Source organism: Allobosea sp. 10L417, from assembly GCF_056395485.1.
The window spans coordinates 16,122-40,206 of the sequence record NZ_JBFTJP010000017.1; the positions used below are offsets into that span (position 1 = coordinate 16,122).

A 24,085-nucleotide genomic window follows, 5' to 3' on the forward strand; every position below is an offset into this window, starting at 1 on the left:
GTCCGCCATCACCGACAACAGACGGGAGCACCCGCAGCATGTCCGCCACGTTCGAGACGGTCGCCGGCATCATTTCCGAAACCTGCGATATTCCGCGCGAGAAGATTACACCGCAGAGCCACGCGATCGAAGACCTCGGCATCGATTCCCTCGCCTTCCTCGACATCGCCTTCGCGATCGACAAGGCGTTCGGCATCAAACTGCCGCTCGAACAGTGGACGCAGGAAGTCAACGAGGGCAAAGCCCCGGCCGAGCAGTATTTCGTGCTGGAGAACCTCTGCAAGCGCATCGACGACCTCGTCGCCGCCAAGAAGGCGTGACGACGAAAGCGTGAAAGCCTCGGTCGGAGCCAGCAGGCTTGCCGGGCTTGAGCCGAAGCGTCGCTCCCGATAGAGCATAGGGGCCGTCGCGCGGATCAGCTGATCCGTGCTGCGGCCTTGCGCCGTTCTGGCGCCCAGCAGACCAAGGATCGCATGCGCCTCGAATATTTCGACATGATCGACCGGGTCGTGACCTTCGATCCGTCGCAGAAGCGCATCGTCACGCGCTCCACCGTCCCCGCGGAAAGCCCGGTCTTCGAGGGCCACTTTCCGGGCCACCCGCTGGTGCCCGGCGTCCTGCTGACGGAAACCATGGCGCAGGCCTCGGGCTATCTGCTGCTTGGCCTCAACGGGCTCAGCCAGATGCCGTTCCTGATGACGGTCGACAAGGCGCGCTTCCGCACCTTCGTCGAGCCGAACACGGAGCTGGAAGCCAGCGCCGAACTCATCATCGAAGGCTCGGGCTATGCGGCAACCAAAGCGAAGCTGACCAGCGGCGGCAAGCCGATCTGCGATGCCGAGCTCCGCTTCCGCCTGATGCCCTTTCCCGCCGATATGCGCACGCTGATGCTTAGCCGCATCGAAGCCATCGGCCTGACGCCGGAGCCTGCCCCATGAACCGCCGCGACGTGGTCATCACCGGCATCGGCATCGCCTCCAGCCTGGGCGAAGGCGTCGAAGCTCATGCTGCAGCGCTCGCAGCCGGCGGTCCGCCGGTCGTCGACACCGAGACTTTCAAACCTTATCCGGTCCACCCGCTGATGGCGCTGGAGCTGGACAAGCAGATCCCGAAGAAATCCGACCAGCGCCAGATGGAGCCCTGGCAGCGCCTCGGCGTCTATGCCGCCGGGCTCGCCCTCGACTCGGCGGGGCTGAAGGAGGATGCCGAGGCCAAGAGCGCCCTGCAGGTCATCGTCGCGGCCGGCGGCGGCGAGCGCGACCACGCCGTCGATTCCGCCATCCTCAGCGGTCTGCGCGGCGCGAACGAGCCGGGCGCCTATCTCAACGAGCACCTGATGAGCGATCTCAGGCCCACGCTCTTCCTGGCCCAGCTCTCCAACCTGCTCGCCGGCAACATCGGCATCGTCCATGGCATCACCGGTCCGTCGCGCACGTTCATGGGCGAGGAACAGGCCGGCGTCGACGCGATCCGCACGGCGCATGCCCGCATCGCCTCCGGCCAGTCCGACCTGATGCTCGTCGGCGGCGCCTACAATGCCGAGCGCCGTGACATGCTGCTGCTCTTCGAACTCGGTGGCTATCTCCGCCGCAACAACTTCGCGCCCGTGTTCGAGCGCGAGGAGGCGCCGGGCCTGATCACCGGCAGCGCCGGCGCCTTCCTCGTGCTGGAATCGGCCGAGCGCGCCGCCGCGCGGGACGCCAAGATACACGCCCGGCTCGGCCATGCCGGCGCCGCCCGCAGCCGCCGCGCGCCGGGCACCGTCGAATCCGCCTTGACGAAGCTCGTAAGTGCCTTCGGCGCGATCGGCCCGGACAGCCTCGCCATCTCCGCCGCGACCGGCTGCGCCGGCATCACCGCCGAGGAGGCCGCTGCCTTGCAGGCGGCCGCCCCTTCCGCCAAGCGCATCGCCGTCGGCGATCTCGTCGGCCATGGCGTCGAGGCCGCCTTCCCTGTTTCCGTGGCGTTGGCGGCAATCGCCCTGTCGGCGGGGCAGGCGAAAGAGGCGATCGTCACCGGCGCCGGCCACTGGCGTGGCGAAGGCGCCGCGCATCTGGTCCAAGCGTGAGAGATTGAAGCCATGACCACGCATCGTGATGCCAAGGGCCGCCCGCTCGTCGCCGTCACCGGCCTCGGTGTCGTGACGTCACTGGGCCAGGGCAAGGACGCCAACTGGCAGGCTCTGACCGCCGGCAAATCCGGCATCCACCGCATCGAGCGCTTCCCGACCGAAGGGCTGCGCACCACCATCGGCGGCACCGTCGATTTCCTGTTCGACGGTCCCTTCACCGCGCCGCAACTCTCCGAGAAGCTTGCGACGCTGGCTGCCGAGGAAGCTGTCGGCCAGAGCGGCCTCGGCCAGGACGGCGAATTTCCCGGCGAGCTGTTCATGGCGGTCCCACCCGTCGAGATGGAATGGCCGCAGAAGCAGGAACTCGCCGAGACCGTCGATGGCGAGGTCGACTATGACGCCCTGCTGCGTGCTGCCGCGACCCGCAAATTCGCGCCCATGCACGAACTCTTCGTCTTCGGTGGTGTCGCCGACCATATCGCCGACCGCTTCGGCACCAAGGGTTCGCCGATCTCGCTCTCGACGGCCTGCTCCTCTGGGGCGACCGCGATTCAGATGGGCGTCGAGGCCATCCGCCGCGGCGAGACTGAAACTGCGCTCTGCATCGGCACCGACGGCTCGATCCATGCGGAAGCGCTGATCCGCTTCTCGCTGCTCTCGGCCCTTTCGACCCAGAATGACCCGCCGGAAGGCGCCGCCAAGCCCTTCTCGAAGAACCGCGACGGCTTCGTCATGGGCGAGGGCGCCGGTGCACTGGTGCTGGAGGATTACGACCATGCTCTGGCGCGCGGCGCCACCATCCTCGGCATCGTCGCCGGTTGCGGCGAGCGCGGCGACGGCTTCCATCGCACCCGCTCCAGCCCGGACGGCAAGCCCGCCATCCTCGCCATGCGGGATGCGCTGGCCGATGCCGGGCTGACGCCCGATGACGTCGATTACATCAACGCCCACGGCACCTCGACGCCCGAAAACGACAAGATGGAGGCGATGAGCTGCGCCGCCGTCTTCGGCGAGCGCATGGCCGAGCTGCCGATCTCCTCGAACAAGTCCATGATCGGCCACACGCTGACGGCGGCTGGCGCGGTCGAGGCGGTGATCTCGTTCCTGACCATCGCCAATGGCACGATCCCGCCGACGATCAACTACGCGAACCCCGACCCCGCCATCGCGCTGGATGTCGTGCCCAACGAGGCCCGCAAGGCCAAGGTGAAGACGGTTCTCTCCAACTCCTTCGGCTTCGGCGGCCAGAACACCTGCCTCGTGCTTACGGCGCCTCCGGAGGCGGCATGACCCAGGCTCTCTCATGACAAAAGTTCTCGTCACCGGCGGCGCCAAGGGCGTCGGCGCCGCGATCGTGCGCGCGCTCGCCGCGGCCGGCCACGATGTCGATTTCACCTTCCGCTCCTCGGCCGAGCAGGCGAAGGCGCTGGCGGAGGAGATCGCCGCCGCCCATCCCGGCCGAGCCGTGAAGGCGCTGCCGCTCGACCTCTCCGACAAGGCCGCACTCGACGCGTTCTGTGAAGCGCGCGAGGGCGAGAGCTATTTCGGCCTCGTCCACAACGCCGGCCAGCCCTATGATTCCCTCGCCGCGATGATGGCGCAGGACAAGGCGGAAGCGGCGATGCAGGTCAATTTCTGGGCCTTCACCCGCATCGCCAAGAGCCTGATGCGCAACATGATCCGCGCGAGGGCGGGCCGCATCGTCGCCATCGGCTCGGTAGCGGCGCTGCGTGGCAATCCGGGCAACGCAGCCTATGCTGCCTCCAAGGGTGCGTTGATTTCTTACGCCAAGACCCTGGCGGTGGAGACCGGCAAGCGCGGCGTCACCGTCAACATCATCGCGCCGGGCTTCGTCGACACCGACATGATGGCGCCCTACGCCGCCTATCGCGACAAGATGCAGGCGCAGATCCCGGCCGGGCGCTTCGCCAAGCCCGAAGAGGTTGCGGGCCTCGCCGCCTTCCTGATGAGCGAGCCCGCCGCCTATATCAGCGGCACGGTGCTGCCGATCGACGGCGGACTGACCGCCCAGCTTGGCGTTCATCGCTGAATCGACCGAAACGGCATCTCATGATAGGGTTCACTTCGAACCGGAGTGAACCGACATGACGGCTGCCTTCACCATTCGCCTCGACGACGAGACCTTGGCCAAGCTCGACGCGCTCGCCGCCGACACCGACCGCTCGCGGAGCTGGCTCGCGACCAAGGCGATCGAGGACTATGTCGCGCTGAACGCGTGGCAGATCGCGAGAATCAAGGAAGGGATCGCCGAAGCGGATCGCGGCGAGTTCGCGACCGAGGAAGAGCTCGACGCGATCGAAGCCAAACTGCAAGCCATGATCGATGCCGGGCGATGAGAGTCATCTGGACGGCCCGAGCGCGGGTCGAGCTTGATGAAATCGCCGACTATGTCGCGCCGATCAGCGCCTCCGCCGCTTTGGCCCTGGTGCGCCGCCTCAGGAGGGCGGGTAACCAGCTCGGCGAGCAGCCTCACATGGGCAGGTCGGGGCGCGTCGATGAGAGCCGCGAACTTGTTGTGACCGGCACGCCCTACATTCTTCCTTACCGCGTACGCGACGGCCGGGTCGAAATCCTCGCTGTCATGCACACCTCCCGGCAATGGCCGGATCAGATCTGAAAGAGTTCGCCTCATGCGCTCCCTCCAGCTCCATGGTGATCGTGACCTCCGCCTCGAGGAGATCGAGCCGCCACCGCCGCCCGCTCCGGGCGAGGTCCAGATCCGCATCAAGGCGGTCGGGCTGAACTATCTCGACCTCTGGGGCTTCCGCGGCATGGCCTTCGCCAAGCGCAAGATGCCGCAGGCGGCGGGCGTCGAGGCGGCCGGCGAGATCGTCTGCGTCGGCGAGGGCGTCACCGGCTTCGCGCCGGGCGACGTCGTGACGGCTTATGGCGCCGACACCTGCGGTCAGTGCAAGGCCTGCCGCGAGGGCCGCGACAATCTCTGCGAGAACGTCGCCGGCATTATGGGTTTCCATATCGACGGCTTCGCCCGTGAGTTGCTCAATCGTCCGGCTCGCCTGACGATCAAGGCGCCGAAGGGCGTCTCCTTCGAGGATGCCGCATGCGCGCCGATCGGCTTCGGCACCGTGCAACACATGCTGTTCGACAATGCGAAACTGGAGCCGGGCGAGTCGGTGCTCGTCCATGCCGGCGGTTCCGGCATCGGCACCGCGGCGATCCTGATGGCCAAGGCGATCGGCTGCACGGTCTACACGACCGTCGGCGACGACGAGAAGGGCGCCAAGGCCAAGGCACTCGGCGCCGACCACGTCATCAACTACCGCGAGGACCGCTTCGAGGGCGTCGTGCGCAAGCTCACCGGCCGCAAGGGCGTGGACGTCGTCTTCGAGCATGTCGGCGCCGACACCTGGAACGGCTCGCTGCTCTGCCTCAAGCGCGGTGGCAGGCTCGTCACCTGCGGCGCGACTTCCGGCCCCTCGGCGACGATCAATCTGATGCAGCTCTTCCAGCAGCAATACCGGATCACCGGCTCCTTCGGCTGCCGCATCGAGAACATCGCGCAGTCCTTGCAGAAGATGGCCGGCGGCATGAAGCCGGTGATCGATTCGGTCTTCCCCCTCGCCGAATTCGAGAAAGGTCTCGCCCGCATCGAGGGCCGTAAGGTCTTCGGCAAGGTCGTCATCGCCTTCTGAGCGGAGCGGCCTGCCTGCCGCAAGACTTGACGCCAGCGCATTCCTGCCCCAGATCGCGCCTTTCAGGCCCGGTCTTGCTCTCGGCACGGGCGAGTTAGAGCATTTTCGAGCGAAGTGGATACCGGTTCGCGTGAAGAAAATGCGACAAAACAAAAGGACAGGGCCTGTCCGCGTTGCGAAGAAGCGCGGACATGCTCTGGGGCTGGACCGACCTTGAGACGATTGAAAGCAATCGCCGCGCGCATCGGCGCGGCGATCATGATTGGCGTGATCCGCGCGCTGTTCGGGTTCCTGCGGCTGCTCGGGCCGGATCGCGCCAGCGACCTCGGCGGCTGGCTGCTGCGGACCGTGAGCCCGCTGATCCCGGTCAACCGCGTCGCGCTAGCCAATATCCGCGCAGCTTTTCCTGAAAAGGACGAGGCGGAGGTGAAGCGCATCGCACGCGGAGCCTGGGAGAATCTCGGCCGCGTCGCCGGCGAATACGCTCATCTGAAGACGCTCTTCGACTACGACTACGATAATCCGGACAAGCCTTCGCGCATCGAGGTCGAGGGGATCGAGCACTTCGTTGCGCTCAGGGAGGATGGCAAGCCCGGCCTGATCTTCTCGACCCATCTGGCGAATTGGGAATTGCCGGCGATCTGCGCCGCCGCTTACGATCTCGATACGACCGCCGTCTTTCGCGCGCCCAACGACCCCGCCATCGCCGCTGTCGTGCACGAAATCCGCTCCGGCGCGATGGGCGGCCTCGCCGCCGCCAAGCAGGGAGCAGCCTTCGCCATGCAGGGCGTCCTCGAGAAGGGCGGGCATCTCGGCATGCTGATCGACCAGCATTTCACCCGGGGCGTCGTCGTACCGTTCTTCGGACGCCCGGCATTGACCAATCCGATCATGGGCAAGTTCGCGCGACGCTTCGAGTGCCCGGTGCATGGCGTCCGCGTCATCCGCTTGCCGAACCACCGCTTCCGGCTGGAGTTGACACCGCCGCTCGACCTGCCGCGCGACGCCGCGGGCGAGATCGATGTGCGGGGCGCCATGGCCATGATGACGGCGGTGGTCGAAGGCTGGGTGCGCGAGCACCCCGAGCAATGGCTCTGGATGCACCGCCGCTGGCGGCCCAAGATGATCACGGCTGCCGCCTTGGCCGAGTTCGATCACGCCCGCGCGACCATGCCCGTTTTCAAGGCAACGTGATTTCCCTCTGCGATGAATTGCTGGCTTTGGTAACCTTCGGAAAATAAGTCATCTTCAAAGTCGAGATCATGGTCCCTGTCCTGCGCCGATCCACCGTGGCTGCTGCCGTCCTTGTATTGGGCATGACGGCGGCCCTCGCGCAGACGGGGACGAAGGTGCCGCGGGCGGTGCTCGAGCTCTTTACCAGCCAGGGCTGCTCATCCTGCCCACCCGCCGATGCGCTGGTCCTCGAGCTGGCCAAGGACCCGACGCTGATCGCGCTGACGATGCCGGTGACGTATTGGGACTATCTCGGCTGGAAGGACACGCTCGGCAAGGACTCCTTCGCGAAGCGCCAGAAGCTCTATGCCAAGGCCCGTGGCGATGGGCAGGTCTACACGCCGCAAATCGTCATCAGCGGCTCCTCCCATGCGGTAGGCTCGGAGAAAGCGGAGATCGAGAAGGCGGTGAACCAGTTCGCCGTCACCGGCTTCGCCGCGAAGCTTGCGCTCAAGGAGGAGAACGGCAACCTCCAGATCAAGATCGCGCCGACCGGCGCCGCGAGCGACGAGGTCTCCGGTGTCTGGGTTCTACCCATCTCGCATCAGGCGACGGTGCCCATCACGCGCGGTGAAAACCAGGGCAAGACGCTGACCTACGCCAATGTGGTGCGCGGCATGGTGCGTGTCGGTGACTGGAACGGGCAGGAGGCGACCATCACCGCCCCGTTGGCCGCCACGCAGGCGCCCGAAGCCGATGGCTATGTCGTCGTCATCCAGGCCGACCGGCCGGGCAAGCACGGCTATGTGATGCCGGGCGCGATTCTGGCCGCCGCCAAGGGCCCGGCGACACGCTGAACTTGCCGCCGCGGCAGAGTCTCAGAGCAGGATGACCTTGTTCGACAGCTCGTCGACGTCGCCGGGAACCGGCGGGACATGCTGTGCGAGAACTGCACCGACACCATCGACCGCCTTGATCAGCCCCTCGGTCAGCCTATCCTCGCGCGCCGCCGCCAACAGCGGCTCGATGATGCCGCTCCAGGTGCCCTGGTCCACGAGCCCGTCGATCCCGATATCGGCGAGAATCTCGGCGTAGCGCTCCTGCAGCGCGATATAGAGCAGCACGCCGGTGCGCCCCCTCGTCCGCGTCATGCCACGCGCCGTGAACTCCCGCAGTGCCGCTTCGTGCGCCCGCCGGCGCTTGACGAAGCCCGGCACAAAACGCCCGCCGCGCCCGTACCAGAGGAGCCCTGCCAGAAGCAGGGCTGCGCAGAAGAGTTGAATCATGAAGATTCGCTGCGCGCTCATCGCCGTCAGCGACAGCAGCGGCCATGGCACGAACAGCGCGAGCGTGAGTGCCATGACCACCGGCACGTTGCGGTAGCTCGAAGCCGCCCGGTCGATCACCACCACGATCTCGCCTGCCGTCAGCAATTCGGCCCGGCGCACGGCCTCCGCGATCGCATCCCTGTCAGCGGTATCCATCACCAATCTCCCGAAGCCCCGCCGCCGCCAGAGGAGCCTCCGCCGCCCGAAAAGCCGCCGCCCGAGCTCCAGCCGCCTCCGCCGCCACCCCAGCCGGAACCGCCGCTCCAGCCTGATCCTGAGCCCGTGCTCGGAGGCAGGATCACCCATTGCCCGTTGCGCAGCCGGTGGCGCCGCGCTCCGCCGTTCTGCTGGCTGATCCCCCGCAGGAAAGCGACGATGAACAGGAAGATGAAGATCATCGCGATGATGACGGCGATGTCCTCGCCCAATGAGCTCTCGTCCGAGCGAACCTCGGCGCGCCGCTGCCATTCCTCGGCATCCCCAGCCAGAATGGTCAGGATGGCATCGACCCCGGCATCGATCCCTCCGGCGAAATCGCCGCTCTTGAATTTCGGCGCGATGGCGGTCGTGATGATGACCTTGGAGAGCGCGTCGGTCAGCGCCCCTTCCAGGCCGTAGCCGACTTCGATTCGGACCTTGCGCTCCTTCGGCGCGACGATCAGCAGCACGCCGTTGTTCTTGGCTTTCTCGCCGAGCTTCCAATGCCGGAAGAGCCCGTTGGCGAAATCCTCGATCGGTACGTCCTGAAGCGACGGCACCGTCGCGACGACGACCTGATCGGAGGTCTTGTCTTCATGCGCCTTGAGCTTGTCCTCGATGCGCTGCCGGACATCGGGCGCAAGCAGATTGGCGCCGTCGACGACCCGGCCCGTAAGCGCCGGGTAGTTCGGATCCGCGGCGAATACGAGGCTGCACCAGAGCAACAAAACCAGGGCCGCAGCGGCGCGCAGCATTGTCATTCCCGGGCGATGCGAAGCGCAGACCCCAGAATCTCCGGAAAGAGATGCTCGGGCCGAGCCCGAGCATGACATACCGCTCTGCCGCACGAAGCTGGTTACCTCAGAACTTCACCGCGGGCGGCCGCTCGGCGCCCGCCGTGGCCGTGAAGGTCTCCATCGGCTTGGCGCCCCAGAACAGCTTCGCCCAGATCACGCCCGGGAAGGTACGAATCTCGGTGTTGAAGGCCTGCACCGCCTGAATGTAATCGCGCCGCGCCACCGCAACCCGGTTCTCGGTGCCTTCGAGCTGCGACTGCAAGGCGAGGAAGTTCTGGTTCGACTTCAGCTCCGGATAGCGCTCGACCGTAACGAGCAGGCGACCGAGCGCGCCGGTGAGCTGGTTCTGCGCGTCCTGGAATTCCTTGAACTTGACCGGGTCGTTGATCGTCGAAGCATCGACCTTGACCTGCGTCGCCTTGGCGCGGGCCTCGATCACAGCAGTCAGCACGTCGCGCTCCTGCGCGGCGTAGCCCTTCACCGTCTCGACGAGATTCGGAATCAGATCGGCCCGGCGCTGATACTGGTTCTGCACCTCGGACCACGCGGCCTTCGCCTTCTCCTCCAGCGTCGGCACGTTGTTATAGCCGCAGCCGGCAAGCGCGATGCCGACAAGGCCGAGCACGAGCCACGCGAGTGGACGGCGAAGATGGGTGGAAAACGACATGCCGAAAACCCCTTTTGGCAGCGTCACAACGGTCTCGATTCGGAACTCTACCTGTCGCGGCGCGCTGGTCCAAGCTGGCAGGCCGCGACGAATGGCCTATTCTGCCCGCAATCCTCGGAGTCGAGCCATGCGCCTACCCCTCCTTCTGCCCCTGACCGCGGCCCTGCTGACCACTCAGGTCGCGATCGCTCAGCCGCTCGCTCCTGCGCCCGAGGCGGGCACGGGGCGCAGTATCAAGACACTCGGCACGGCCCAGCGCTTCATGGCCGCCGCCGCAAATCCGCTCGCTGCCGCGGCCGGGCGCGACATTCTGCGCGCCGGCGGCAGCGCGGCAGACGCCGCTATCGCCACCCAGTTCGTGCTCAACCTGGTCGAGCCGCAGAGCTCCGGCATCGGCGGCGGAGCGTTCTTCGTCTATTGGGACGAGACCGCTCGCAAGGTGACGACACTCGATGGCCGCGAGACGGCCCCCGCTGCCGCCAGGCCGGACCGCTTCATCAAGGACGGCAGGCCGATGCGGTTCGTGGATGCCGTCATCGGTGGCCGCTCGGTCGGCGTGCCCGGCACGCTGAAGCTGTTGGAGGAGGCGCATCGCCGCTGGGGCAAGCTGCCTTGGGCCGATCTGGTGGCCCCCGCCCTGAAACTGGCGGAGGAGGGTTTCACCATCTCTCCCCGCCTCAACGGCCTGCTCGCCGGCGAAGCCAACCTGCCGAAAAACGCCCTCGCCGCAGCCTATTTCTACGAGCCCGACGGCAAGCCCAAGGCCGTCGGCACCGTCCTGAAGAACCCGGCCTTTGCGGCGACGCTGCGAGCCATCGCCGCGCAGGGCGCAAAAGCGCTCTATGAGGGGCCGATCGCTGAGGACATCGTTGCGACCGTCACAGGTCACCCGACCAATCCCGGCGACATGGCGCTGGCCGATCTCGCCGCCTACAAGGTCCAGGAGCGCGAGCCGGTTTGCGGCAGCTATCGCATCTGGCGCCTCTGCGGCATGGGGCCTCCGAGTTCGGGCGCCATCGCCATCCAGCAGATTCTCGGCGTGCTGGAAGGGCAAGATCTGCGCCGGATCGGTCCGGGCGCTGAGGCCGCCCACTGGTTCAGCGAAGCCGGCCGCCTCGCCTTCGCCGATCGCGCGCTTTATCTTGCGGATCCCGCCTTCATCAGCGTGCCCGTGCGCGGCCTGATCGACCGCAGCTATATCCGCTCCCGCGCCAGCCTGGTCAGCCCGGAACGGTCGATGGGCAAGGCCAAGCCGGGCGATCCTCCGAACAAGAGAGCGCAGCAGTTCGCCCCCTCCGATGGCATCGAGAACGGCACCAGCCACATCTCGGTGGTCGACGCGGCCGGCAATGCCGTCGCCATGACCACCACGATCGAGGACGGCTTCGGCTCGCGCCTGATGACGCAAAGCGGCTTCCTGCTCAACAACGAGCTGACCGATTTCAACTTCGCACCGGAGGAGGATGGAAAGCCCGTCGCCAACCGTGTCGAGCCCGGCAAGCGGCCGCGTTCCTCGATGGCGCCGACCTTGGTCTTCGACGCTTTCGGTCGGCTCTATGCCGTCGTCGGCTCGCCTGGCGGCAGCCAGATCATCGGCTATGTCGCCAAGACCCTCGTCGCGCTGCTCGATTGGAAGATGGACCCGCAGCAGGCTGTTGATTTCGGCAATTTCGGCAGCCGGAACGGGCCGACTGAGCTGGAGAGTGGGACGGAAGCCGAGGCCTGGAAGCCTGCGCTGGAAGCGAAGGGCCATGAGGTGCGCCTGCTGGAGATGACCTCCGGCACCCAGGCCATCGTGAAGACGCCTGAGGGCTTCCTGGGCGGCGCCGACGGCCGGCGGGAAGGGGTCGCGATCGGGGACTGAGCCTGCGTCATGACGCTGTCATCTTGCGGGCGCGTGGCTCCGCGCGCCCCACAGAGGACCGCTCCCATGCGCACCATCGCCCTCGCCTTTCTGACCCTGCTCGCCCTCGCCGCCGCTCCGCTGCGGGCCGAAGACGCAAAACCCTTCGCCACCGCCGCCTCGATCGATCTGCGCACCGTCCTCAAGCCGCCGCCGACCCAGGACTCCGCTCAGACCAAGGCCGAGATCGGCGAAGTCCTCACCATCCAGGTCACGCGCTCGCCCGAGATGGAAGCACAGGCCCAGGCCGATGCGGGCGAGGACATCTGGCGCTTCGCCAATGTCATGGGCCCGGCCTTCAAGGCCGACTCATTGCCGGTCTTCTCCGCCTTCTTCGATCGCGTCGTCGCGACCGAAGGCGCCGTGGTCGATCCGGCCAAGGACAGCTGGAAGCGCCCGCGCCCGCATCAGGCAAGCCCGCTGGTGAAGCCGGTGGTGAAGATCTCCAATTCCGGCGCCTATCCGTCCGGCCATACCACCGTCGGGACGCTCATGGGCATCGTGCTCTCCAACATGGTGCCGGAGAAGCGCACCGAGATCATGGACAGGGCCTGGGCCTATGGCTGGAACCGCGTGATCGGCGGCATCCACTACCGCTCGGATATCGAGGCCGGCCGCATCGCCGGCTCGGTCATCGCCGCCCGGATCATGGAGCAGCCCGAATTCCAGACCGAGTTCGCTGCCGCCAAGGCCGAACTGCGGAAGGTGCTCGGGCTCTGAGCGACGCTCAGTTACGCGGTGCGGTGGGTGCGTTGCGCTCCCCGCCCGCGCCGCGTCCGGCGATCAACCAGTAGACGAAGCCCGTTGCGGCGCCGACCACGAAGAGCCCGGAGATGATCTGGATCTCCGCATGGCTCGGCGCCCGCGACAACCTCAGCATGGCGAGAGGCAGCAGCGCCGCGAGGGCGCCGGTCAGACCGCTCTGGATGAGGCCGCTGCGCAACCGGAACAGCTCACTGCCGACCGCGACCAGCACCACCGGCGCCACGATGATCGCCATCCCCAGCCGCCCGATCAAGGCGAAGGCCGCTTGCGCCGCCGGCGCCGGATCGACGCCGCTCTCGGCCAACCCGAACAGAACGTCGATGAGCCGCTCAATGCCGCCGCCGATCAGCAGCGCCACGGCGGGCGAGGCGACACTCGCCATGGCGAGGAAGAACAGCCCCGCCCCCATCGCGACGAGGCAGGCGAAAGGGATCAGCAGAATCCAGCGTAGCAAGGCTTACTCCGCCGCAACGGCCGGCGCAGCCTGCGCCTCTTCCTGCTCCAACATCAGCCGGGCGCGGGCCGAGAGCTTCTCGGTCTCGCTCTTGAGCTGGCCGCAGGCTGCGAGAATGTCGCGCCCGCGCGGGGTGCGCACCGGCGAGGCATAGCCGGCGCGGAAGACGATCTCGGAGAAGCGCTCGATCCGGTCCCAGTCCGAGCACTCGTACTTGGTGCCGGGCCAGGGGTTGAACGGGATCAGGTTGATCTTGGCCGGGATGCCCTTGAGCAGACGGACGAGCTCGCGCGCCTCGGCGTCGGAGTCGTTCACGCCCTTGAGCATGACGTATTCAAAGGTGATCCGCTTCGCATTCGACAGGCCCGGATAGTTCCGGCAGGCGTCGAGTAGATCCTTGATCGGGTATTTCTTGTTGAGCGGCACCAATTCGTTGCGCAGATCGTCGCGCACCGCATGCAGCGAGATCGCCAGCATCGTGCCCATCTCCTCGCCGAGCGGGCCGATCTGCGGCACCACGCCAGAGGTCGAGACGGTGATGCGACGGCGCCCGAGCGACAGCCCCTGATCATCGGTGATCACGCCGATCGCATCGCGCACGCCGTCGAAATTGTAGAGCGGCTCGCCCATGCCCATGAAGACGATGTTCGTGACAAAGCGCCCGCCATCATTCGGGACGAAGGCGCCTTCCGGCGGCTTGCGGTTGGGGAAATCGCCGAGGCGGTCGCGCGCCACCATCACCTGCGCGACGATCTCCTCGGTCTTGAGATTGCGCACCAGGCGCTGCGTGCCGGTGTGGCAGAAGGTGCAGGTCAGCGTGCAGCCGACCTGGCTGGAGACGCACAGGGTGCCGCGGTCGACTTCGGGGATGTAGACGCATTCGATCTCGGCGCCGCGGTCATGCGCGCCGGTCGAAGGCATCCGCATCAACCATTTGCGCGTGCCGTCGGTCGAGACCTGCTCGGCCGTGACCTCCGGAAGATCGAGCGAGAAACGCTCGGCAAGCTGCCCGCGCAGCCCCTTGCCGATCGTCGTCATCGCGTCGAAATCGCGGACGCCATAATGATAGATCCAGTTCCAGAGCTGGCCGACGCGCATGCGCCGCTCCTTCTCGGAAACGCCGATCTCGGCGAGCGCCTCAACGAGGCCGGCGCGGGTACGCCCTACCAGCGAGGGGCGTCGCAAAACGGTTTCAGCCGCCGGAGCGGCAGGTGCGGAAACGGACACTGTCATCGGAGCTCTGTCGTCGCCCATCAGGAAAGGCGCGGGATTTGCCGCTCCCTAGCACAATTGCGGGAAAACCGGAAATCCGGCCCCAGCGTCATTCGCGGGCGGAGCCCTCGGGTCCGAACTGTGGCCCGAGGATAAACGCCGCGTAGACCCGAGAATCACCTGGCACAGATGCTGGGGCATGCCCGAGCATGACGGGCCTCGGTCTCAAGGCTTCGCCATGCGCCCTACTTGCAGGCGTCTTCGGCGCGCTTCACGATCTGGCTGATGCCCGCGAGCGAGTACTTGTCGGCGGTGGCGTTGCCGCGCTTCGAGGTCGCCTTGATCTCCAGCCCGGAACCGCGGCGCATCGCGTCGAGCATGCGCTGCTCCTCGGCCGGGTTCTTCAGCCACATGTTCTGGCCCTTGGCGACCAGCGCGAAGCGGTCATTGCCGATCAAGGCCTGATGTTCGACGCCTTCCTTGACGTCGAAGTTCATCACGAAGCTGATCTCGTTGCGCACGCCTTCCCCCGGCCGGCTGGAGACGAAGAGCATACCCTCGACATCCTTGAGATTCGCCGGCATGCGGCTCTCCGGCTTGGCGAGCGCGTAGCAGACCTTGGAACGGCCCTGCTGCGAGGAGAAGGCCTGCCATTTGCCGGCCGTCTCCAGCAGCATCGCCTGCCCCTGTCCGGGGCTGGCGGCAGGCGTGGCAGCGGCGGTCGCGGCGGGCTTCGGCTTGGCCGGCGCAGCCTCAGCCGGCAGACCGGCCAGGGCCAGCAATCCAGCCGTCAGGCCGAGCGCGGCGGCGATGCGGAAAAATGCGGCGTCGCGGGTGCGGAAGAAGGACTTGATCATGGACCGCCATCAGTCACTAAAAAACTTAATACCGCGTTTACCACCTGTTGAGGAGCGGACCGCGCGGGACGGCGGCATAGAGTGTCACGATCCTGGCGAAAATGCGAACGGCACCATTGCCGGCCGGTTCCCCGTTCCGAGCGGCCGTGGCAGAGTTCCGCGCCGAGGATGGCAACGGTGAAGTGGCGATGAAAGCCTTGCTCTGCGAACATCACGGACCGGCGGAGGAACTCGTCATCCGCGACCTGCCCGAGCCGCTGCCGGGCCGCGGCGAGGTCGTCATTGACGTAAAGGCTGCCGCTCTCAACTTCTTCGACACGCTGATCATCAAGGGCCGCTACCAGACCAAGCCGGCCTTCCCCTTTTCTCCCTCGGCCGAATGCGCCGGCACCATCGCCGCCCTGGGCGAAGGCGTCGCCGGCTGGCGCGTCGGTGAGCGCGTTGGAGCCTGGATGGGCTATGGCGCTGCGCGCGAGAAGGTCGCGGTGTCCGCCGACGCACTGGTTCGCGTCCCCGACAAGCTCGACGACGCGCAGGCCGCGAGCCTGTTCGTCACCTATGGCACTGCGATGCACGGGCTGATCCAGCGCGCGCATCTGAAGGCGGGCGAGACGCTGGCGATCCTCGGCGCTTCCGGCGGAGCGGGGCTCGCCGCCGTCGAGATCGGCGCGCTGCTCGGCGCCCATGTCATCGCCTGCGCCTCCTCGCCCGACAAGCTCGCGCTCGCCCGCGAGCACGGGGCGCAGGAGGAGGTCGACTATGCGCAGCACGACATTCGCACCGCGCTGAAGAAGCTCACCGGCGGGCGCGGCGTCGATGTCCTCTACGACACGGTCGGCGGCGAGCTCGCCGAGCCCGCCCTGCGTTCGATGGCCTGGGAAGGGCGCTACCTCGTCGTCGGCTTCGCCGGCGGCGAGATCCCGAAGATTCCGCTCAACCTGCTGCTGCTCAAGGGGTGTGACCTGCGCGGCGTCTTCTGGGGCGAGTTCGTCGTCCGCGAGCCGGCCGCGCATCGGCGCAACATGGAACGCCTGCTGGAATGGGCAGCAGGCGGCCATATCCGCGCCCATGTCCATGCGACCTTCCCGCTGGAGTGCTGGACGGAAGCCTACGCGCTGATTGGCGACCGCAAGGCCAAGGGCAAGATCGTCCTGACGCTGTAGATCGGTCCCGCGTCATCCTCGGGCGAAGCAAAGCTTCGACCCGAGAATCTCACGACAAGAAGGCGCCGGTTTCCGGGATGCTGGGTCCAGCCCGAACATGACGCCGCCGGATCAAAGCTCCGCCAGCTTCGCCTTCGCCCGCTCGCGATGCTCCGGCGTGATCGAGCCGGCGACGGCCGCGATCGCCGCAGCAATCACCGCCGCATCGTCGGTGAAGCCAATGAGCGGCATGAAGTCGGGAATCGCGTCCACCGGCAGCACGAAATAGCCGAGCGCGGCGAGCAGCGTCAGCCGCACACGGCGCGGCGTCGCCGGATCGCGCGCACAGAACCACGCGGCCAGCAGATCCTCGGCAAACGGAATGCGTTTCGCGACGCGCTTGAGCCGGGCCATGAAATCGGCACCGAACTTCGCTTCGTCGCGCAGGCTCTTGCGGATCGCCTCCATCTCCTCGCGGCTGAAGCTTGCGCTGAACCCCTGGCTCATCCCGGTCTTGCTCCTTTGCGTCCGATGACGCCGATGATCGCGCGCTCGAGACCGGCGCGCCATGTCGAAAGATGGCCCCGTCGCAATCCTGCACAAGAGGCCGGCCGGAAAACCCGCTTGGAGCGACATGAAACGCGCTCTAAACCGGCTTTAGAACCAAAAAGCACGGGAAACGTACCATGAAGCTCGATTCCTCCCTCGCCGCCATCGTCACCGGTGGCGCCTCCGGCCTCGGCGAGGCAACCGCCCGCATGCTCGCCAGCCAGGGCGTCAAGGTGGCGCTGCTCGACCTCAATGCCGAGCGCGGCGAAGCGATCGCGCAGGAGATCGGCGGCATCTTCTGCGCCTGCGACGTCACCAGCGAAACCTCCGTCGACGAAGCCTTGGCCAGGGCCCGCGCCGCCCATGGCGTCGCCCGCATCATCGTCAACTGCGCCGGCATCGCGCCGGGCCGCCGCGTCGTCTCCAAGAAGCGCGACACCGGCGAGCTCGTCGCCCATGATCTCGCCACCTTCGAGAAGGCTGTCGCGATCAACCTCGTCGGCACCTTCCGCGTCATCGCCAAATCGGCGACGGCACTGGCAAGCCTCGAACCGATCACGGCCGATGGCGGGCGCGGCGTCATCATCTGCACAGCCTCGGTCGCAGCCGAGGACGGGCAGATCGGCCAAGCCGCCTATGCCGCCTCCAAGGCCGGCGTCGCCGGCATGACGCTGCCGATCGCACGCGATCTGGCCGGGCTCGGCATCCGCATCGTCACGATCATGCCCGGCCTGTTCGAGACGCCGATGTTCGCCGGCCTTCCCGAGGATGCGAAAGCCTCGCTCGCCGTCTCGGTGCCGCACCCGTCGCGCCTCGGCAGACCCACGGAATACGCGGCGCTGGCCCGCAGCATCATCGAGAACGACATGCTGAACGGCACCGCGATCCGTCTTGACGGCGCGATCCGCCTCGCGCCGAAATAGCGGCCTCCGCCTGCCCCGGGCTGGGTCCACCACAGGAGGCGATGGTGAAACCCGTTCCTTTCGAGAAGCGCCACAAGGACGGCAGCCCATGGGCACGAGGCCAGACCCTGGATGGCCTGCCCACCGGCTACTGGGAGTGGTTCCGCAAGGACGGCACCCGGTTGCCCTCCGGCCATTTCGACAAGGGCGAGCAGGTCGGGGAATGGACAACCTATGATGCGGTCGGTCAGGTGTACAAGGTGACGCGAATGCGTCGCTCCGACGACTGAGGCGCTCGCGCCACCGCGGTCACAGAATGCGGTAGACCTCGCCGGCGCTGCGGTCCCGGTAGAGATCCACGCGCTCGCCGTTCCAATGATAGTCGAGATGCCGACCCTGCACCGGGTGACCGGCCCCGTCGGGATAGAACAGGCCGACGCATTCTCCGCCGGGGCAGCGCACGCTGGGATAGACGACGCCTGCCGAGCCAAGCGCCCGCAACCCGGCGCCAAGCGCCTGGCTGCCGGCATAGTCGGCCGGGTCGAGCAGCGGGGCAGCTTCGGCCCCGAGCGCCCGGACATCGTGCAGGGTCGCGTCGATCTCCAGGACGATCTCGCGGAACTGCGAGGTCCAGCCCGGCGGCTGCGCCGTCGCCAGCATGAACCGGGCGTGATGGTGGATCGTCTCGAGCAGCGCCACCTCGAAACGGTCCCCGGCATAGAGCACGCCGAAGCCACCGTCGCTGAAGCGGCTCGGCCGGTCCGGGCTGACATGCGTGAAGGGGGCCATCAGCCAGCTCGCACCCTGGCCCGATACGCGTCTGCCGGGCGGCACGAGATCGAGATTGCCGATCGTCTCCATCAGCCGCGGATTGGTCTTCTGCTCGGCGGCGATCAGCAGCGGCCAGTCCGCGGGGTCGGCGATATCCTCGAACAGGTCGATCGGCGGGAAGATGCTGCGGATGATCCGCACCGCCCCCTGCCATTCGACCTCTGCGACCGGCAGGCTCTGCGGCTCGATCACCAGCCGCCCCGCTCGGCATCGAGCAGGCGGCGCACCCGCATTAGATCGGTTAGCTCGCCGCCGAGCATGATATCCAGCGCCGATTTGCCCCCGAAGTCGCTGTTCGGCCGCTTGATCCAATCATAACCGCGCTGCGGCTCGGTGAAGATCAATCGCAGAGCCTTGTGGATGCCCATCAGGTTCGACAGCCGCGCCTTGCCGTCACGCGAGATGCGGCCGGTTTCGCCGGCTTTCCAGCGCCGATAGCTCCGAACCGGCAGGTCGATCAGCACCGCCGCCTCCTCGTCGGTGACGCGCCAGAGCCGGAACAGGTTCACGGCAGCGCGAAACATGGCGGCCGCCTCCTCGTCCGTGATCGGATCGGGAGCGAAGTCGCGCTGGCCTGTTTCGATGCGCAGCAGGGCCGCCATGGCAGATCCTCCATTTGGCATAAAATGGAGACAACTCTGCCAAATGGCAAGATGCCGCTATTCCTCGATCTTCGTCGGCTTGATCTCGTGCTTGAGGATCAGCGGTGTCTGGGCCAGGGCGAACGCCATGGTCAGCGGCATCACGCCCCAGACCTTGAAGGCGACCCAGAAATCCTGGGTCTGTGTGCGCCAGACCACCTCGTTGAGCGCCGCCAGCACGAAGAAGAACAGTCCCCAGCGGAAGGTGAGCTTGCGCCAGCCTTCCGCGTCGAGCTGCAGCACCGTCTCCAGCACCAGCGAGAGCAGCGAACGGCCGAAGAAAAGCCCGCCGAGCAGCACCGAGCCGAACAGCGCATTCACGATGGTCGGCTTGACCTTGATGAAGAAGGCATCGTCCAGCGCCAGCGTGAGCCCGCCGAAGACGGTGACGACGATGGCGTTCACGATCGCCATGCGCGGCAGATAGCCCATCAGCACCCGCGACAGCGCCAGCGCCACGAGCGAGGCCGCGATGAAGATGCCGGTCGCGACGAAGATGCGTCGGTCCTCGGCGACGTGGAACAGCCGGTCGCCATAGGAATTCGCGAAGAAGAAGATCGCGAGCGGCCCAAATTCCAGCGCCAGCTTGAGCAGGGGGCTTATCGCCCTGCCTTTCGCGGCCTCGGCCGGAATCTGCCGTGTCGTCTCGCTTGCGCCGTCGCTCACGCCGCCTCTCCCAATCCCGCCACGGCACGCGCGAAGTCGCGCGCCGAGAACGGCTCCAGATCCTCGACGCTCTCGCCGACGCCGATGAAATGCACGGGCAGGCCGAACTGCGCCGCCAGCGCCACCAGGATGCCGCCGCGCGCCGTGCCGTCGAGCTTTGTCATTACCAGCCCGGTCACGCCCGCCGTCTCGCGGAAGGCCTCGACCTGGCTGATCGCGTTCTGGCCGACGGTGGCGTCGAGCACGAGCAGCGCCGCATGCGGCGCGCTCGGATCCTGCTTACGGATGACGCGGACCACCTTGGCGAGTTCGTCCATCAGCCCCTGCTTGTTCTGCAGCCGCCCGGCGGTGTCGACGAGCAGCACGTCGGTACCGTCAGCCTTGGCTTTCTCCAGCGCCTCGAAAGCGAGGCCCGCCGCATCGGCCCCCTGCTGGCCGAAGACGACCTTGGCGCCGGTGCGCTCGCCCCAGACGCGCAGTTGCTCGATCGCGGCGGCGCGGAAGGTATCGCCAGCGGCCAGCATCACGGATTTGCCCTCGGCGCGGAATTTCGCAGCGAGCTTGCCGATCGTCGTGGTCTTGCCGGAGCCATTGACCCCGACCATCAGCAGCACGAACGGCTTTTTCGTGGCGTCGATCACCAGCGGCTGCGCCACGGGAACGAGAATCGTCTCGACCTCGCGCGCCAGTATCGTCTTCACCTCGGCCGGCTCGATCTGCTTGTCGTAGCGCCCGTCGCCGACGGCCTTGGCGATCCTGGCCGAGGTCGCGAGACCGAGATCGGCCTGGATCAGGATGTCCTCGAGATCCTCAAGCGTGCCCGCGTCGAGCTTGCGCTTGGTGAAAAGGTCGGTGATCCCCGTCGTCAGCGCCGAGGAGGTGCGCGAGAGCCCATCCGTCAGGCGCCTCCACCAGCTCCGCTTCGGCTGCGGGGCGGGGGTGGGAGCGGGTTCAGGAGCAGCAACGGGTTCAGGCTGCGGTGCGACGGCAACCTCGGGTTTCGGTTCCGGTTCCGCCGGCAGCGCAATGCTTTCGACCGGAGCGGGCGACACAACGGGCTCGGCAGCGTGAACTTCAACAGCGGGAACTTCCGCCTCGGCAACCGACGGCGCAACGACCTCTTCTGCTTCCGGCTTCAGGTCCTCGAGGGACTCGGCCGCCTGCTCGGTTGCCGCCTCGGGCGCCGGTGCCGGTTTGGCCGGCTCCTCGTCGCGCCCGAACAGCTTCGAAAAGAAGCCGCGTTTCTTCGGTTCGGTCTCGCTCATCGCCATCCTGTCTTCGGTTCGGCGGGCATCTTCAGTTGCGCCGCCGTGCCGGCTTCGCTAGCGCAATGCCATGGCTCAGCCGGATCAACCAGACAATTCGCAGCCGCAGAGGCAAATCGACGCCGAGCTGCCGGTGCCGCTGCTCTATCGCGACGCCATGATGCTCGTCATCGACAAGCCCGCCGGTCTGCCTTCGCATCGCGGCCCGCAGGCGAAGCGCCGCGTCATTCCCGTTCTGACCGATTATCTCGACCAGCTCCGCTTCGGCCTGCCGCGCCGGCCGGAAGCCGCGCATCGTCTCGACAAGGATACCTCCGGCTGTCTCATTCTCGGCCGCCATCCCCGCGCAATGGCCGAGCTCAACCAGATGTTTCGCGACGGGCGGATCGACAAGACTTATTGGGCGGTCGTGCAGGGCGATCCGGCAGAGGACGAGGGGCTGATCGATCTGCCGCTGGCCCGGCGCTCGCCGGAGCGCGGCTGGTGGATGAAGGTCGATCCCGCCGGCCTGCCCTCGCAGACCCGCTATCGCGTGCTCGGGCGAGGCCGGGACGAGACTGGCCCGCTCGCCTGGCTCGCCATGGAGCCGCTGACCGGGCGCACCCATCAACTGCGCGTGCATTGCCAGGCATCCGGCTGGCCGATGCTCGGCGACGAAATCTACGGCAACGCCCCGCGCGAAGACGGCCCCGGTCTCCAGCTCCACGCCCGCGGCATCACCGTGCCGCTTTACCGCAAGCGCGAGCCGATCCATGTCGAGGCGCCGCCTCCGCCGCATATGTTGGCAGCCTTGAAGGCCTGCGGATGGAGCGCCGCCTCGGGCTGAAGCTGCTTAGCTCGCCAGCGCGTCGATCGCCCGGGCGAGCTTGACGTCGAGTTCGGTCAGCCCGCCGGCATCATGGGTGGCGAGCGTCACTTCGACCGTCCGATAGACGTTCGACCACTCGGGGTGGTGATTCATCGCCTCGGCGAGCAGCGCGACCCGCGTCATCCAGCCGAAGGCCTCGCTGAAGTCGCGGAAGACAAAGCGCCGCGTGATCGCCTCGCGTCCCTGGACCAGCTTCCAGCCGGTCAGCGTCGCCAGCGCTTCGGCCTGAGCCTCCGGGGAAAGCCGCTTCGGTCTTGTCATCGGCGCATCTCCCGCGGCAGTCGATTCGGATAGGACGGGCCGAGCGGATAAGCGGCTTCCAACACATAGGGGCCACCGCCGATCGAGTCGCGCGACGACATCAGCGCGACGCGGCGCACCGTGAAGGTGATCGGCGGCACGATTGGGTGCAGGCCGAGATAATGCGCGACCTCGGTCGGCATGGTGTCGCGCAGCCGCGCCAAGGTGACATGCGGCACGAATTTGCGCCCCTCCGCCGGCAGGCCGATGCGACGCATCTGCCGCTCGATATCCCCCTGCAGATCGGTCAGCGCCTTCACCGGCGTCGCGCGGGCAAAGACGGCGCGCGGCTTGTCGCCGCCGAAGCTGCCGAGTGAATCGAGGGTTACCTCGAAGGGATAGGCGCTGAGATCGGAGAGCATGTGGTCGACGTCGTTCGCCATCCGCCGGTCGACATCGCCCAGAAAGCGCAGGGTGATGTGGTAATCGGCCGGTTCGATCCAGCGTGCTCCCGACAGGCCCCCGCGATGCAGCGTCAGCTGGCTTGCAACCTCGGCGGGAATTTCCAGAGCGATGAACAGCCTCGGCATGAGTGAATCCCTTGCCAAGCAATTGTGACTCTGGAGAGACGGTAAGCGCGCAGCCGGCTCATGGGAACCGTTTTTCCCCTGCGCGATGCTCGGCGCGCTCCGTCATGCTCGGGCTCAACGTGAGCATCTCATCGACGAGATTCCCGGGTCGCCGCTGTGCGGCGCCCGAGAACGACGCATTTCTTCACGGGCAGGGATTGCCGACGAGCTGATGGATCGCGTCGATTTTCGCCTCGACCTCAGGCGACAGCTTGACGTCGATCGAGGCGATATCGGTCTTGAGCTGCTCCATCGAGGTCGCGCCGATGATGTTGGCGGTCACGAAGCAGCGGCTGTTGACGAAGGCCAGCGCCATCTGCGCCGGATCGAGGCCGGCCTCCCGAGCAAGCGCGATGTAGCGCTTGATCGCATCCTCGGCACCGCCGCCCTCATAGCGCTGGCCGCGATCGAACAGCGTCGTGCGGGCGCCGGCCGGGCGGGCACCGTCGAGATATTTGCCAGTGAGATAGCCCTGCGCCAGCGGCGAATAGGCGAGCAGGCCGACATCCTCGCGCAGCGCGACCTCGGCAAGCGCCGTCTCGAAGGTGCGGTTGAGCAGATTATAGGCGTTCTGGACCGACTGCACGCGCGGCGTGCCGCGCGCCTCCGAATCCGTCACGAAGCGCATCGTGCCCCAGGCGCTCTCATTGGAGAGGCCGAGATGGCGGATCTTGCCGGCTTTCACCAGCTCGCCGAAAGCGTCGAGCTGCTCGGGGATCGAGGTCTCGTCGGCCGGCTTCTCATAGGCAGCCCGTGAAAAGCGCGTGGGGTTCGAGCCCCACGGCATCGGCCGTTCGGGAAAATGCAGCTGGTAGAGATCGATATAGTCGGTCTGCAGGCGATTCAGGCTCTTGTCGACCGCTTCGAAGATCTGCTTGCGCGTCAGCCGCGTCGGGCTCTTGTCGTCGCGGAACCAGGTGTTGCCGCCACGGCCGCAAACCTTCGATGCCAGGATGATCTTGTCGCGGTTGCCGCGGGCCTTGAACCAGTTACCGATGATCCGCTCGGTCGAGCCTTGCGTCTCCGGCTTGGGCGGTATCGCGTAGAGCTCGGCGGTATCGAAGAAATTGATGCCCTGCTCGATCGCATAATCCATCTGGGCATGGCCTTCGGCCTCGGTGTTCTGTTCCCCCCAGGTCATGGTTCCCAAGCAGATCACCGAGACCTTGAGATCGGTGCGCCCGAGGCGACGGTATTCCATGGCGAAGCAACTCCGGAAACAGGCCGGCGGGCGGCGATACGAGAATCGGGGA

General features: G+C 66.8%; 30 protein-coding genes. 16 read left to right on the top strand and 14 right to left on the bottom strand.

Annotated features, from left to right (window positions below; all coding sequences use genetic code 11):
* Positions 1-38: 38 nt before the first annotated feature.
* The 10 genes from AC1DE3_RS26550 to AC1DE3_RS26595 all read left to right on the top strand — a co-directional run bounded on the left by AC1DE3_RS26550 (position 39) and on the right by AC1DE3_RS26595 (position 7,775).
* On the top strand, positions 39-320 hold the full coding sequence (locus AC1DE3_RS26550) for an acyl carrier protein (protein WP_047580420.1): 282 nt from the start codon (positions 39-41) through the stop codon (positions 318-320).
* Positions 321-473: 153 nt separating this feature from the next.
* The gene (locus tag AC1DE3_RS26555) at positions 474-938 is read left to right on the top strand and encodes a 3-hydroxyacyl-ACP dehydratase FabZ family protein (protein ID WP_441514310.1); all 465 of its coding nucleotides are present in this window, start codon (positions 474-476) and stop codon (positions 936-938) included.
* Positions 935-2,068: a beta-ketoacyl-ACP synthase gene (locus tag AC1DE3_RS26560; RefSeq protein ID WP_476781030.1), complete on the top strand. Its 1,134-nt coding sequence runs from the start codon at positions 935-937 to the stop codon at positions 2,066-2,068. The genes AC1DE3_RS26555 and AC1DE3_RS26560 overlap by 4 nt, the downstream gene beginning before the upstream one ends.
* A 12-nt stretch (positions 2,069-2,080) precedes the next feature.
* Positions 2,081-3,361, top strand: a complete 1,281-nt coding sequence (locus AC1DE3_RS26565; RefSeq protein WP_476781031.1) for a beta-ketoacyl-ACP synthase — start codon at positions 2,081-2,083, stop codon at positions 3,359-3,361.
* Between the two features lie 13 nt (positions 3,362-3,374).
* Positions 3,375-4,121, top strand: a complete 747-nt coding sequence (locus AC1DE3_RS26570; RefSeq protein ID WP_476781032.1) for an SDR family oxidoreductase — start codon at positions 3,375-3,377, stop codon at positions 4,119-4,121.
* A gap of 55 nt (positions 4,122-4,176) precedes the next feature.
* The gene (locus tag AC1DE3_RS26575) at positions 4,177-4,428 is read left to right on the top strand and encodes a CopG family ribbon-helix-helix protein (protein ID WP_441514287.1); all 252 of its coding nucleotides are present in this window, start codon (positions 4,177-4,179) and stop codon (positions 4,426-4,428) included.
* A complete protein-coding gene (locus tag AC1DE3_RS26580) occupies positions 4,425-4,709 on the top strand; it encodes a type II toxin-antitoxin system RelE/ParE family toxin (protein WP_441514286.1) in 285 nt (94 codons plus the stop codon). The genes AC1DE3_RS26575 and AC1DE3_RS26580 overlap by 4 nt, the downstream gene beginning before the upstream one ends.
* Positions 4,710-4,722: 13 nt before the next feature.
* Complete coding sequence (locus tag AC1DE3_RS26585; protein WP_476781033.1) at positions 4,723-5,745, top strand: zinc-binding dehydrogenase; 1,023 nt, start codon at positions 4,723-4,725, stop codon at positions 5,743-5,745.
* Positions 5,746-6,003: 258 nt separating this feature from the next.
* On the top strand, positions 6,004-6,939 hold the full coding sequence (locus tag AC1DE3_RS26590; protein ID WP_476781052.1) for a lipid A biosynthesis lauroyl acyltransferase: 936 nt from the start codon (positions 6,004-6,006) through the stop codon (positions 6,937-6,939).
* Positions 6,940-7,034: 95 nt separating this feature from the next.
* On the top strand, positions 7,035-7,775 hold the full coding sequence (locus AC1DE3_RS26595; protein ID WP_476781034.1) for a DUF1223 domain-containing protein: 741 nt from the start codon (positions 7,035-7,037) through the stop codon (positions 7,773-7,775).
* A gap of 21 nt (positions 7,776-7,796) precedes the next feature.
* Here AC1DE3_RS26595 and AC1DE3_RS26600 read toward each other — a convergent pair whose 3' ends face one another.
* The 3 genes from AC1DE3_RS26600 to AC1DE3_RS26610 form a co-directional block, all read right to left on the bottom strand.
* A complete protein-coding gene (locus AC1DE3_RS26600) occupies positions 7,797-8,402 on the bottom strand; it encodes a TPM domain-containing protein (protein ID WP_476781035.1) in 606 nt (201 codons plus the stop codon).
* Positions 8,402-9,199: a TPM domain-containing protein gene (locus AC1DE3_RS26605; protein WP_476781036.1), complete on the bottom strand. Its 798-nt coding sequence runs from the start codon at positions 9,197-9,199 to the stop codon at positions 8,402-8,404. Before AC1DE3_RS26605 ends, AC1DE3_RS26600 begins: the two co-directional genes overlap by 1 nt.
* A gap of 106 nt (positions 9,200-9,305) precedes the next feature.
* Positions 9,306-9,908, bottom strand: a complete 603-nt coding sequence (locus AC1DE3_RS26610; protein WP_441514281.1) for a LemA family protein — start codon at positions 9,906-9,908, stop codon at positions 9,306-9,308.
* A 127-nt stretch (positions 9,909-10,035) separates the two neighbouring features.
* On the opposite strand from AC1DE3_RS26610, the gene ggt reads away from it, so the two are divergent.
* Positions 10,036-11,772, top strand: coding sequence for a gamma-glutamyltransferase (gene ggt, locus AC1DE3_RS26615; protein ID WP_476781037.1), 1,737 nt, complete (start codon positions 10,036-10,038; stop codon positions 11,770-11,772).
* A 66-nt stretch (positions 11,773-11,838) separates the two neighbouring features.
* The gene (locus AC1DE3_RS26620) at positions 11,839-12,531 is read left to right on the top strand and encodes an acid phosphatase (RefSeq protein WP_476781038.1); all 693 of its coding nucleotides are present in this window, start codon (positions 11,839-11,841) and stop codon (positions 12,529-12,531) included.
* 7 nt (positions 12,532-12,538) lie between these two features.
* Here AC1DE3_RS26620 and AC1DE3_RS26625 read toward each other — a convergent pair whose 3' ends face one another.
* The 3 genes from AC1DE3_RS26625 to AC1DE3_RS26635 form a co-directional block, all read right to left on the bottom strand.
* Positions 12,539-13,030 carry a hypothetical protein gene (locus tag AC1DE3_RS26625; RefSeq protein ID WP_441514278.1) on the bottom strand — a complete coding sequence of 164 codons (492 nt, stop codon included), beginning with the start codon at positions 13,028-13,030 and terminating at the stop codon, positions 12,539-12,541.
* Between the two features lie 3 nt (positions 13,031-13,033).
* Positions 13,034-14,263: a dual-specificity RNA methyltransferase RlmN gene (gene rlmN / locus AC1DE3_RS26630; protein ID WP_441514277.1), complete on the bottom strand. Its 1,230-nt coding sequence runs from the start codon at positions 14,261-14,263 to the stop codon at positions 13,034-13,036.
* Between the two features lie 224 nt (positions 14,264-14,487).
* Positions 14,488-15,099: an invasion associated locus B family protein gene (locus AC1DE3_RS26635; protein ID WP_441514276.1), complete on the bottom strand. Its 612-nt coding sequence runs from the start codon at positions 15,097-15,099 to the stop codon at positions 14,488-14,490.
* Between the two features lie 188 nt (positions 15,100-15,287).
* On the opposite strand from AC1DE3_RS26635, the gene AC1DE3_RS26640 reads away from it, so the two are divergent.
* A complete protein-coding gene (locus tag AC1DE3_RS26640; protein WP_476852940.1) occupies positions 15,288-16,262 on the top strand; it encodes an NADPH:quinone oxidoreductase family protein in 975 nt (324 codons plus the stop codon).
* 111 nt (positions 16,263-16,373) lie between these two features.
* On the opposite strand, the gene AC1DE3_RS26645 is transcribed toward AC1DE3_RS26640, so the two are convergent.
* Positions 16,374-16,709 carry a YkvA family protein gene (locus AC1DE3_RS26645; protein ID WP_441514275.1) on the bottom strand — a complete coding sequence of 112 codons (336 nt, stop codon included), beginning with the start codon at positions 16,707-16,709 and terminating at the stop codon, positions 16,374-16,376.
* A 218-nt stretch (positions 16,710-16,927) separates the two neighbouring features.
* Here AC1DE3_RS26645 and AC1DE3_RS26650 point away from each other — a divergent pair, with 218 nt between their 5' ends.
* Positions 16,928-17,713 carry an SDR family NAD(P)-dependent oxidoreductase gene (locus AC1DE3_RS26650; protein ID WP_476781039.1) on the top strand — a complete coding sequence of 262 codons (786 nt, stop codon included), beginning with the start codon at positions 16,928-16,930 and terminating at the stop codon, positions 17,711-17,713.
* Between the two features lie 44 nt (positions 17,714-17,757).
* Positions 17,758-17,982 (top strand): toxin-antitoxin system YwqK family antitoxin, encoded by a 225-nt coding sequence (locus AC1DE3_RS26655; protein WP_476781040.1) that lies wholly within the window; start codon positions 17,758-17,760, stop codon positions 17,980-17,982.
* Between the two features lie 19 nt (positions 17,983-18,001).
* Here the strand turns inward: AC1DE3_RS26655 and AC1DE3_RS26660 are convergent, their stop codons facing one another.
* From AC1DE3_RS26660 to ftsY, 4 genes are read right to left on the bottom strand one after another with little or no spacing between them, the layout of a single operon-like run.
* Complete coding sequence (locus tag AC1DE3_RS26660) at positions 18,002-18,718, bottom strand: RES family NAD+ phosphorylase (RefSeq protein WP_476781053.1); 717 nt, start codon at positions 18,716-18,718, stop codon at positions 18,002-18,004.
* Entirely contained in the window at positions 18,712-19,125 is a 414-nt protein-coding gene (locus AC1DE3_RS26665) for an MbcA/ParS/Xre antitoxin family protein (RefSeq protein WP_476781041.1), read from the bottom strand. Before AC1DE3_RS26665 ends, AC1DE3_RS26660 begins: the two co-directional genes overlap by 7 nt.
* Before the next feature lie 57 nt (positions 19,126-19,182).
* Entirely contained in the window at positions 19,183-19,797 is a 615-nt protein-coding gene (locus AC1DE3_RS26670; RefSeq protein WP_476781054.1) for a septation protein A, read from the bottom strand.
* A 29-nt stretch (positions 19,798-19,826) separates the two neighbouring features.
* Positions 19,827-21,095, bottom strand: coding sequence for a signal recognition particle-docking protein FtsY (gene ftsY / locus AC1DE3_RS26675; protein ID WP_441514270.1), 1,269 nt, complete (start codon positions 21,093-21,095; stop codon positions 19,827-19,829).
* A 70-nt stretch (positions 21,096-21,165) separates the two neighbouring features.
* On the opposite strand from ftsY, the gene AC1DE3_RS26680 reads away from it, so the two are divergent.
* Positions 21,166-21,921: an RluA family pseudouridine synthase gene (locus AC1DE3_RS26680; protein WP_476781042.1), complete on the top strand. Its 756-nt coding sequence runs from the start codon at positions 21,166-21,168 to the stop codon at positions 21,919-21,921.
* 6 nt (positions 21,922-21,927) lie between these two features.
* On the opposite strand, the gene AC1DE3_RS26685 is transcribed toward AC1DE3_RS26680, so the two are convergent.
* The 3 genes from AC1DE3_RS26685 to AC1DE3_RS26695 all read right to left on the bottom strand — a co-directional run bounded on the left by AC1DE3_RS26685 (position 21,928) and on the right by AC1DE3_RS26695 (position 24,033).
* Complete coding sequence (locus AC1DE3_RS26685) at positions 21,928-22,224, bottom strand: 4a-hydroxytetrahydrobiopterin dehydratase (RefSeq protein WP_441514268.1); 297 nt, start codon at positions 22,222-22,224, stop codon at positions 21,928-21,930.
* Complete coding sequence (gene thpR, locus AC1DE3_RS26690) at positions 22,221-22,793, bottom strand: RNA 2',3'-cyclic phosphodiesterase (protein ID WP_441514267.1); 573 nt, start codon at positions 22,791-22,793, stop codon at positions 22,221-22,223. Before thpR ends, AC1DE3_RS26685 begins: the two co-directional genes overlap by 4 nt.
* A gap of 184 nt (positions 22,794-22,977) precedes the next feature.
* Entirely contained in the window at positions 22,978-24,033 is a 1,056-nt protein-coding gene (locus tag AC1DE3_RS26695) for an aldo/keto reductase (protein ID WP_476781043.1), read from the bottom strand.
* Positions 24,034-24,085 lie beyond the last annotated feature (52 nt).

Coding starts and splice junctions, on each gene's coding strand:
- AC1DE3_RS26550 (WP_047580420.1), top strand. CDS start 39: ATGTCCGCCACGTTCGAGACGGTCGCCGGCATCATTTCCGAAACCTGC.
- AC1DE3_RS26555 (WP_441514310.1), top strand. CDS start 474: ATGCGCCTCGAATATTTCGACATGATCGACCGGGTCGTGACCTTCGAT.
- AC1DE3_RS26560 (WP_476781030.1), top strand. CDS start 935: ATGAACCGCCGCGACGTGGTCATCACCGGCATCGGCATCGCCTCCAGC.
- AC1DE3_RS26565 (WP_476781031.1), top strand. CDS start 2,081: ATGACCACGCATCGTGATGCCAAGGGCCGCCCGCTCGTCGCCGTCACC.
- AC1DE3_RS26570 (WP_476781032.1), top strand. CDS start 3,375: ATGACAAAAGTTCTCGTCACCGGCGGCGCCAAGGGCGTCGGCGCCGCG.
- AC1DE3_RS26575 (WP_441514287.1), top strand. CDS start 4,177: ATGACGGCTGCCTTCACCATTCGCCTCGACGACGAGACCTTGGCCAAG.
- AC1DE3_RS26580 (WP_441514286.1), top strand. CDS start 4,425: ATGAGAGTCATCTGGACGGCCCGAGCGCGGGTCGAGCTTGATGAAATC.
- AC1DE3_RS26585 (WP_476781033.1), top strand. CDS start 4,723: ATGCGCTCCCTCCAGCTCCATGGTGATCGTGACCTCCGCCTCGAGGAG.
- AC1DE3_RS26590 (WP_476781052.1), top strand. CDS start 6,004: ATGATTGGCGTGATCCGCGCGCTGTTCGGGTTCCTGCGGCTGCTCGGG.
- AC1DE3_RS26600 (WP_476781035.1), bottom strand. CDS start 8,402: ATGGATACCGCTGACAGGGATGCGATCGCGGAGGCCGTGCGCCGGGCC.
- AC1DE3_RS26605 (WP_476781036.1), bottom strand. CDS start 9,199: ATGCTGCGCGCCGCTGCGGCCCTGGTTTTGTTGCTCTGGTGCAGCCTC.
- AC1DE3_RS26610 (WP_441514281.1), bottom strand. CDS start 9,908: ATGTCGTTTTCCACCCATCTTCGCCGTCCACTCGCGTGGCTCGTGCTC.
- ggt (WP_476781037.1), top strand. CDS start 10,036: ATGCGCCTACCCCTCCTTCTGCCCCTGACCGCGGCCCTGCTGACCACT.
- AC1DE3_RS26620 (WP_476781038.1), top strand. CDS start 11,839: ATGCGCACCATCGCCCTCGCCTTTCTGACCCTGCTCGCCCTCGCCGCC.
- rlmN (WP_441514277.1), bottom strand. CDS start 14,263: ATGACAGTGTCCGTTTCCGCACCTGCCGCTCCGGCGGCTGAAACCGTT.
- AC1DE3_RS26635 (WP_441514276.1), bottom strand. CDS start 15,099: ATGATCAAGTCCTTCTTCCGCACCCGCGACGCCGCATTTTTCCGCATC.
- AC1DE3_RS26640 (WP_476852940.1), top strand. CDS start 15,288: ATGAAAGCCTTGCTCTGCGAACATCACGGACCGGCGGAGGAACTCGTC.
- AC1DE3_RS26645 (WP_441514275.1), bottom strand. CDS start 16,709: ATGGAGGCGATCCGCAAGAGCCTGCGCGACGAAGCGAAGTTCGGTGCC.
- AC1DE3_RS26650 (WP_476781039.1), top strand. CDS start 16,928: ATGAAGCTCGATTCCTCCCTCGCCGCCATCGTCACCGGTGGCGCCTCC.
- AC1DE3_RS26665 (WP_476781041.1), bottom strand. CDS start 19,125: ATGGCGGCCCTGCTGCGCATCGAAACAGGCCAGCGCGACTTCGCTCCC.
- ftsY (WP_441514270.1), bottom strand. CDS start 21,095: ATGAGCGAGACCGAACCGAAGAAACGCGGCTTCTTTTCGAAGCTGTTC.
- AC1DE3_RS26680 (WP_476781042.1), top strand. CDS start 21,166: ATGGCTCAGCCGGATCAACCAGACAATTCGCAGCCGCAGAGGCAAATC.
- AC1DE3_RS26685 (WP_441514268.1), bottom strand. CDS start 22,224: ATGACAAGACCGAAGCGGCTTTCCCCGGAGGCTCAGGCCGAAGCGCTG.
- thpR (WP_441514267.1), bottom strand. CDS start 22,793: ATGCCGAGGCTGTTCATCGCTCTGGAAATTCCCGCCGAGGTTGCAAGC.
- AC1DE3_RS26695 (WP_476781043.1), bottom strand. CDS start 24,033: ATGGAATACCGTCGCCTCGGGCGCACCGATCTCAAGGTCTCGGTGATC.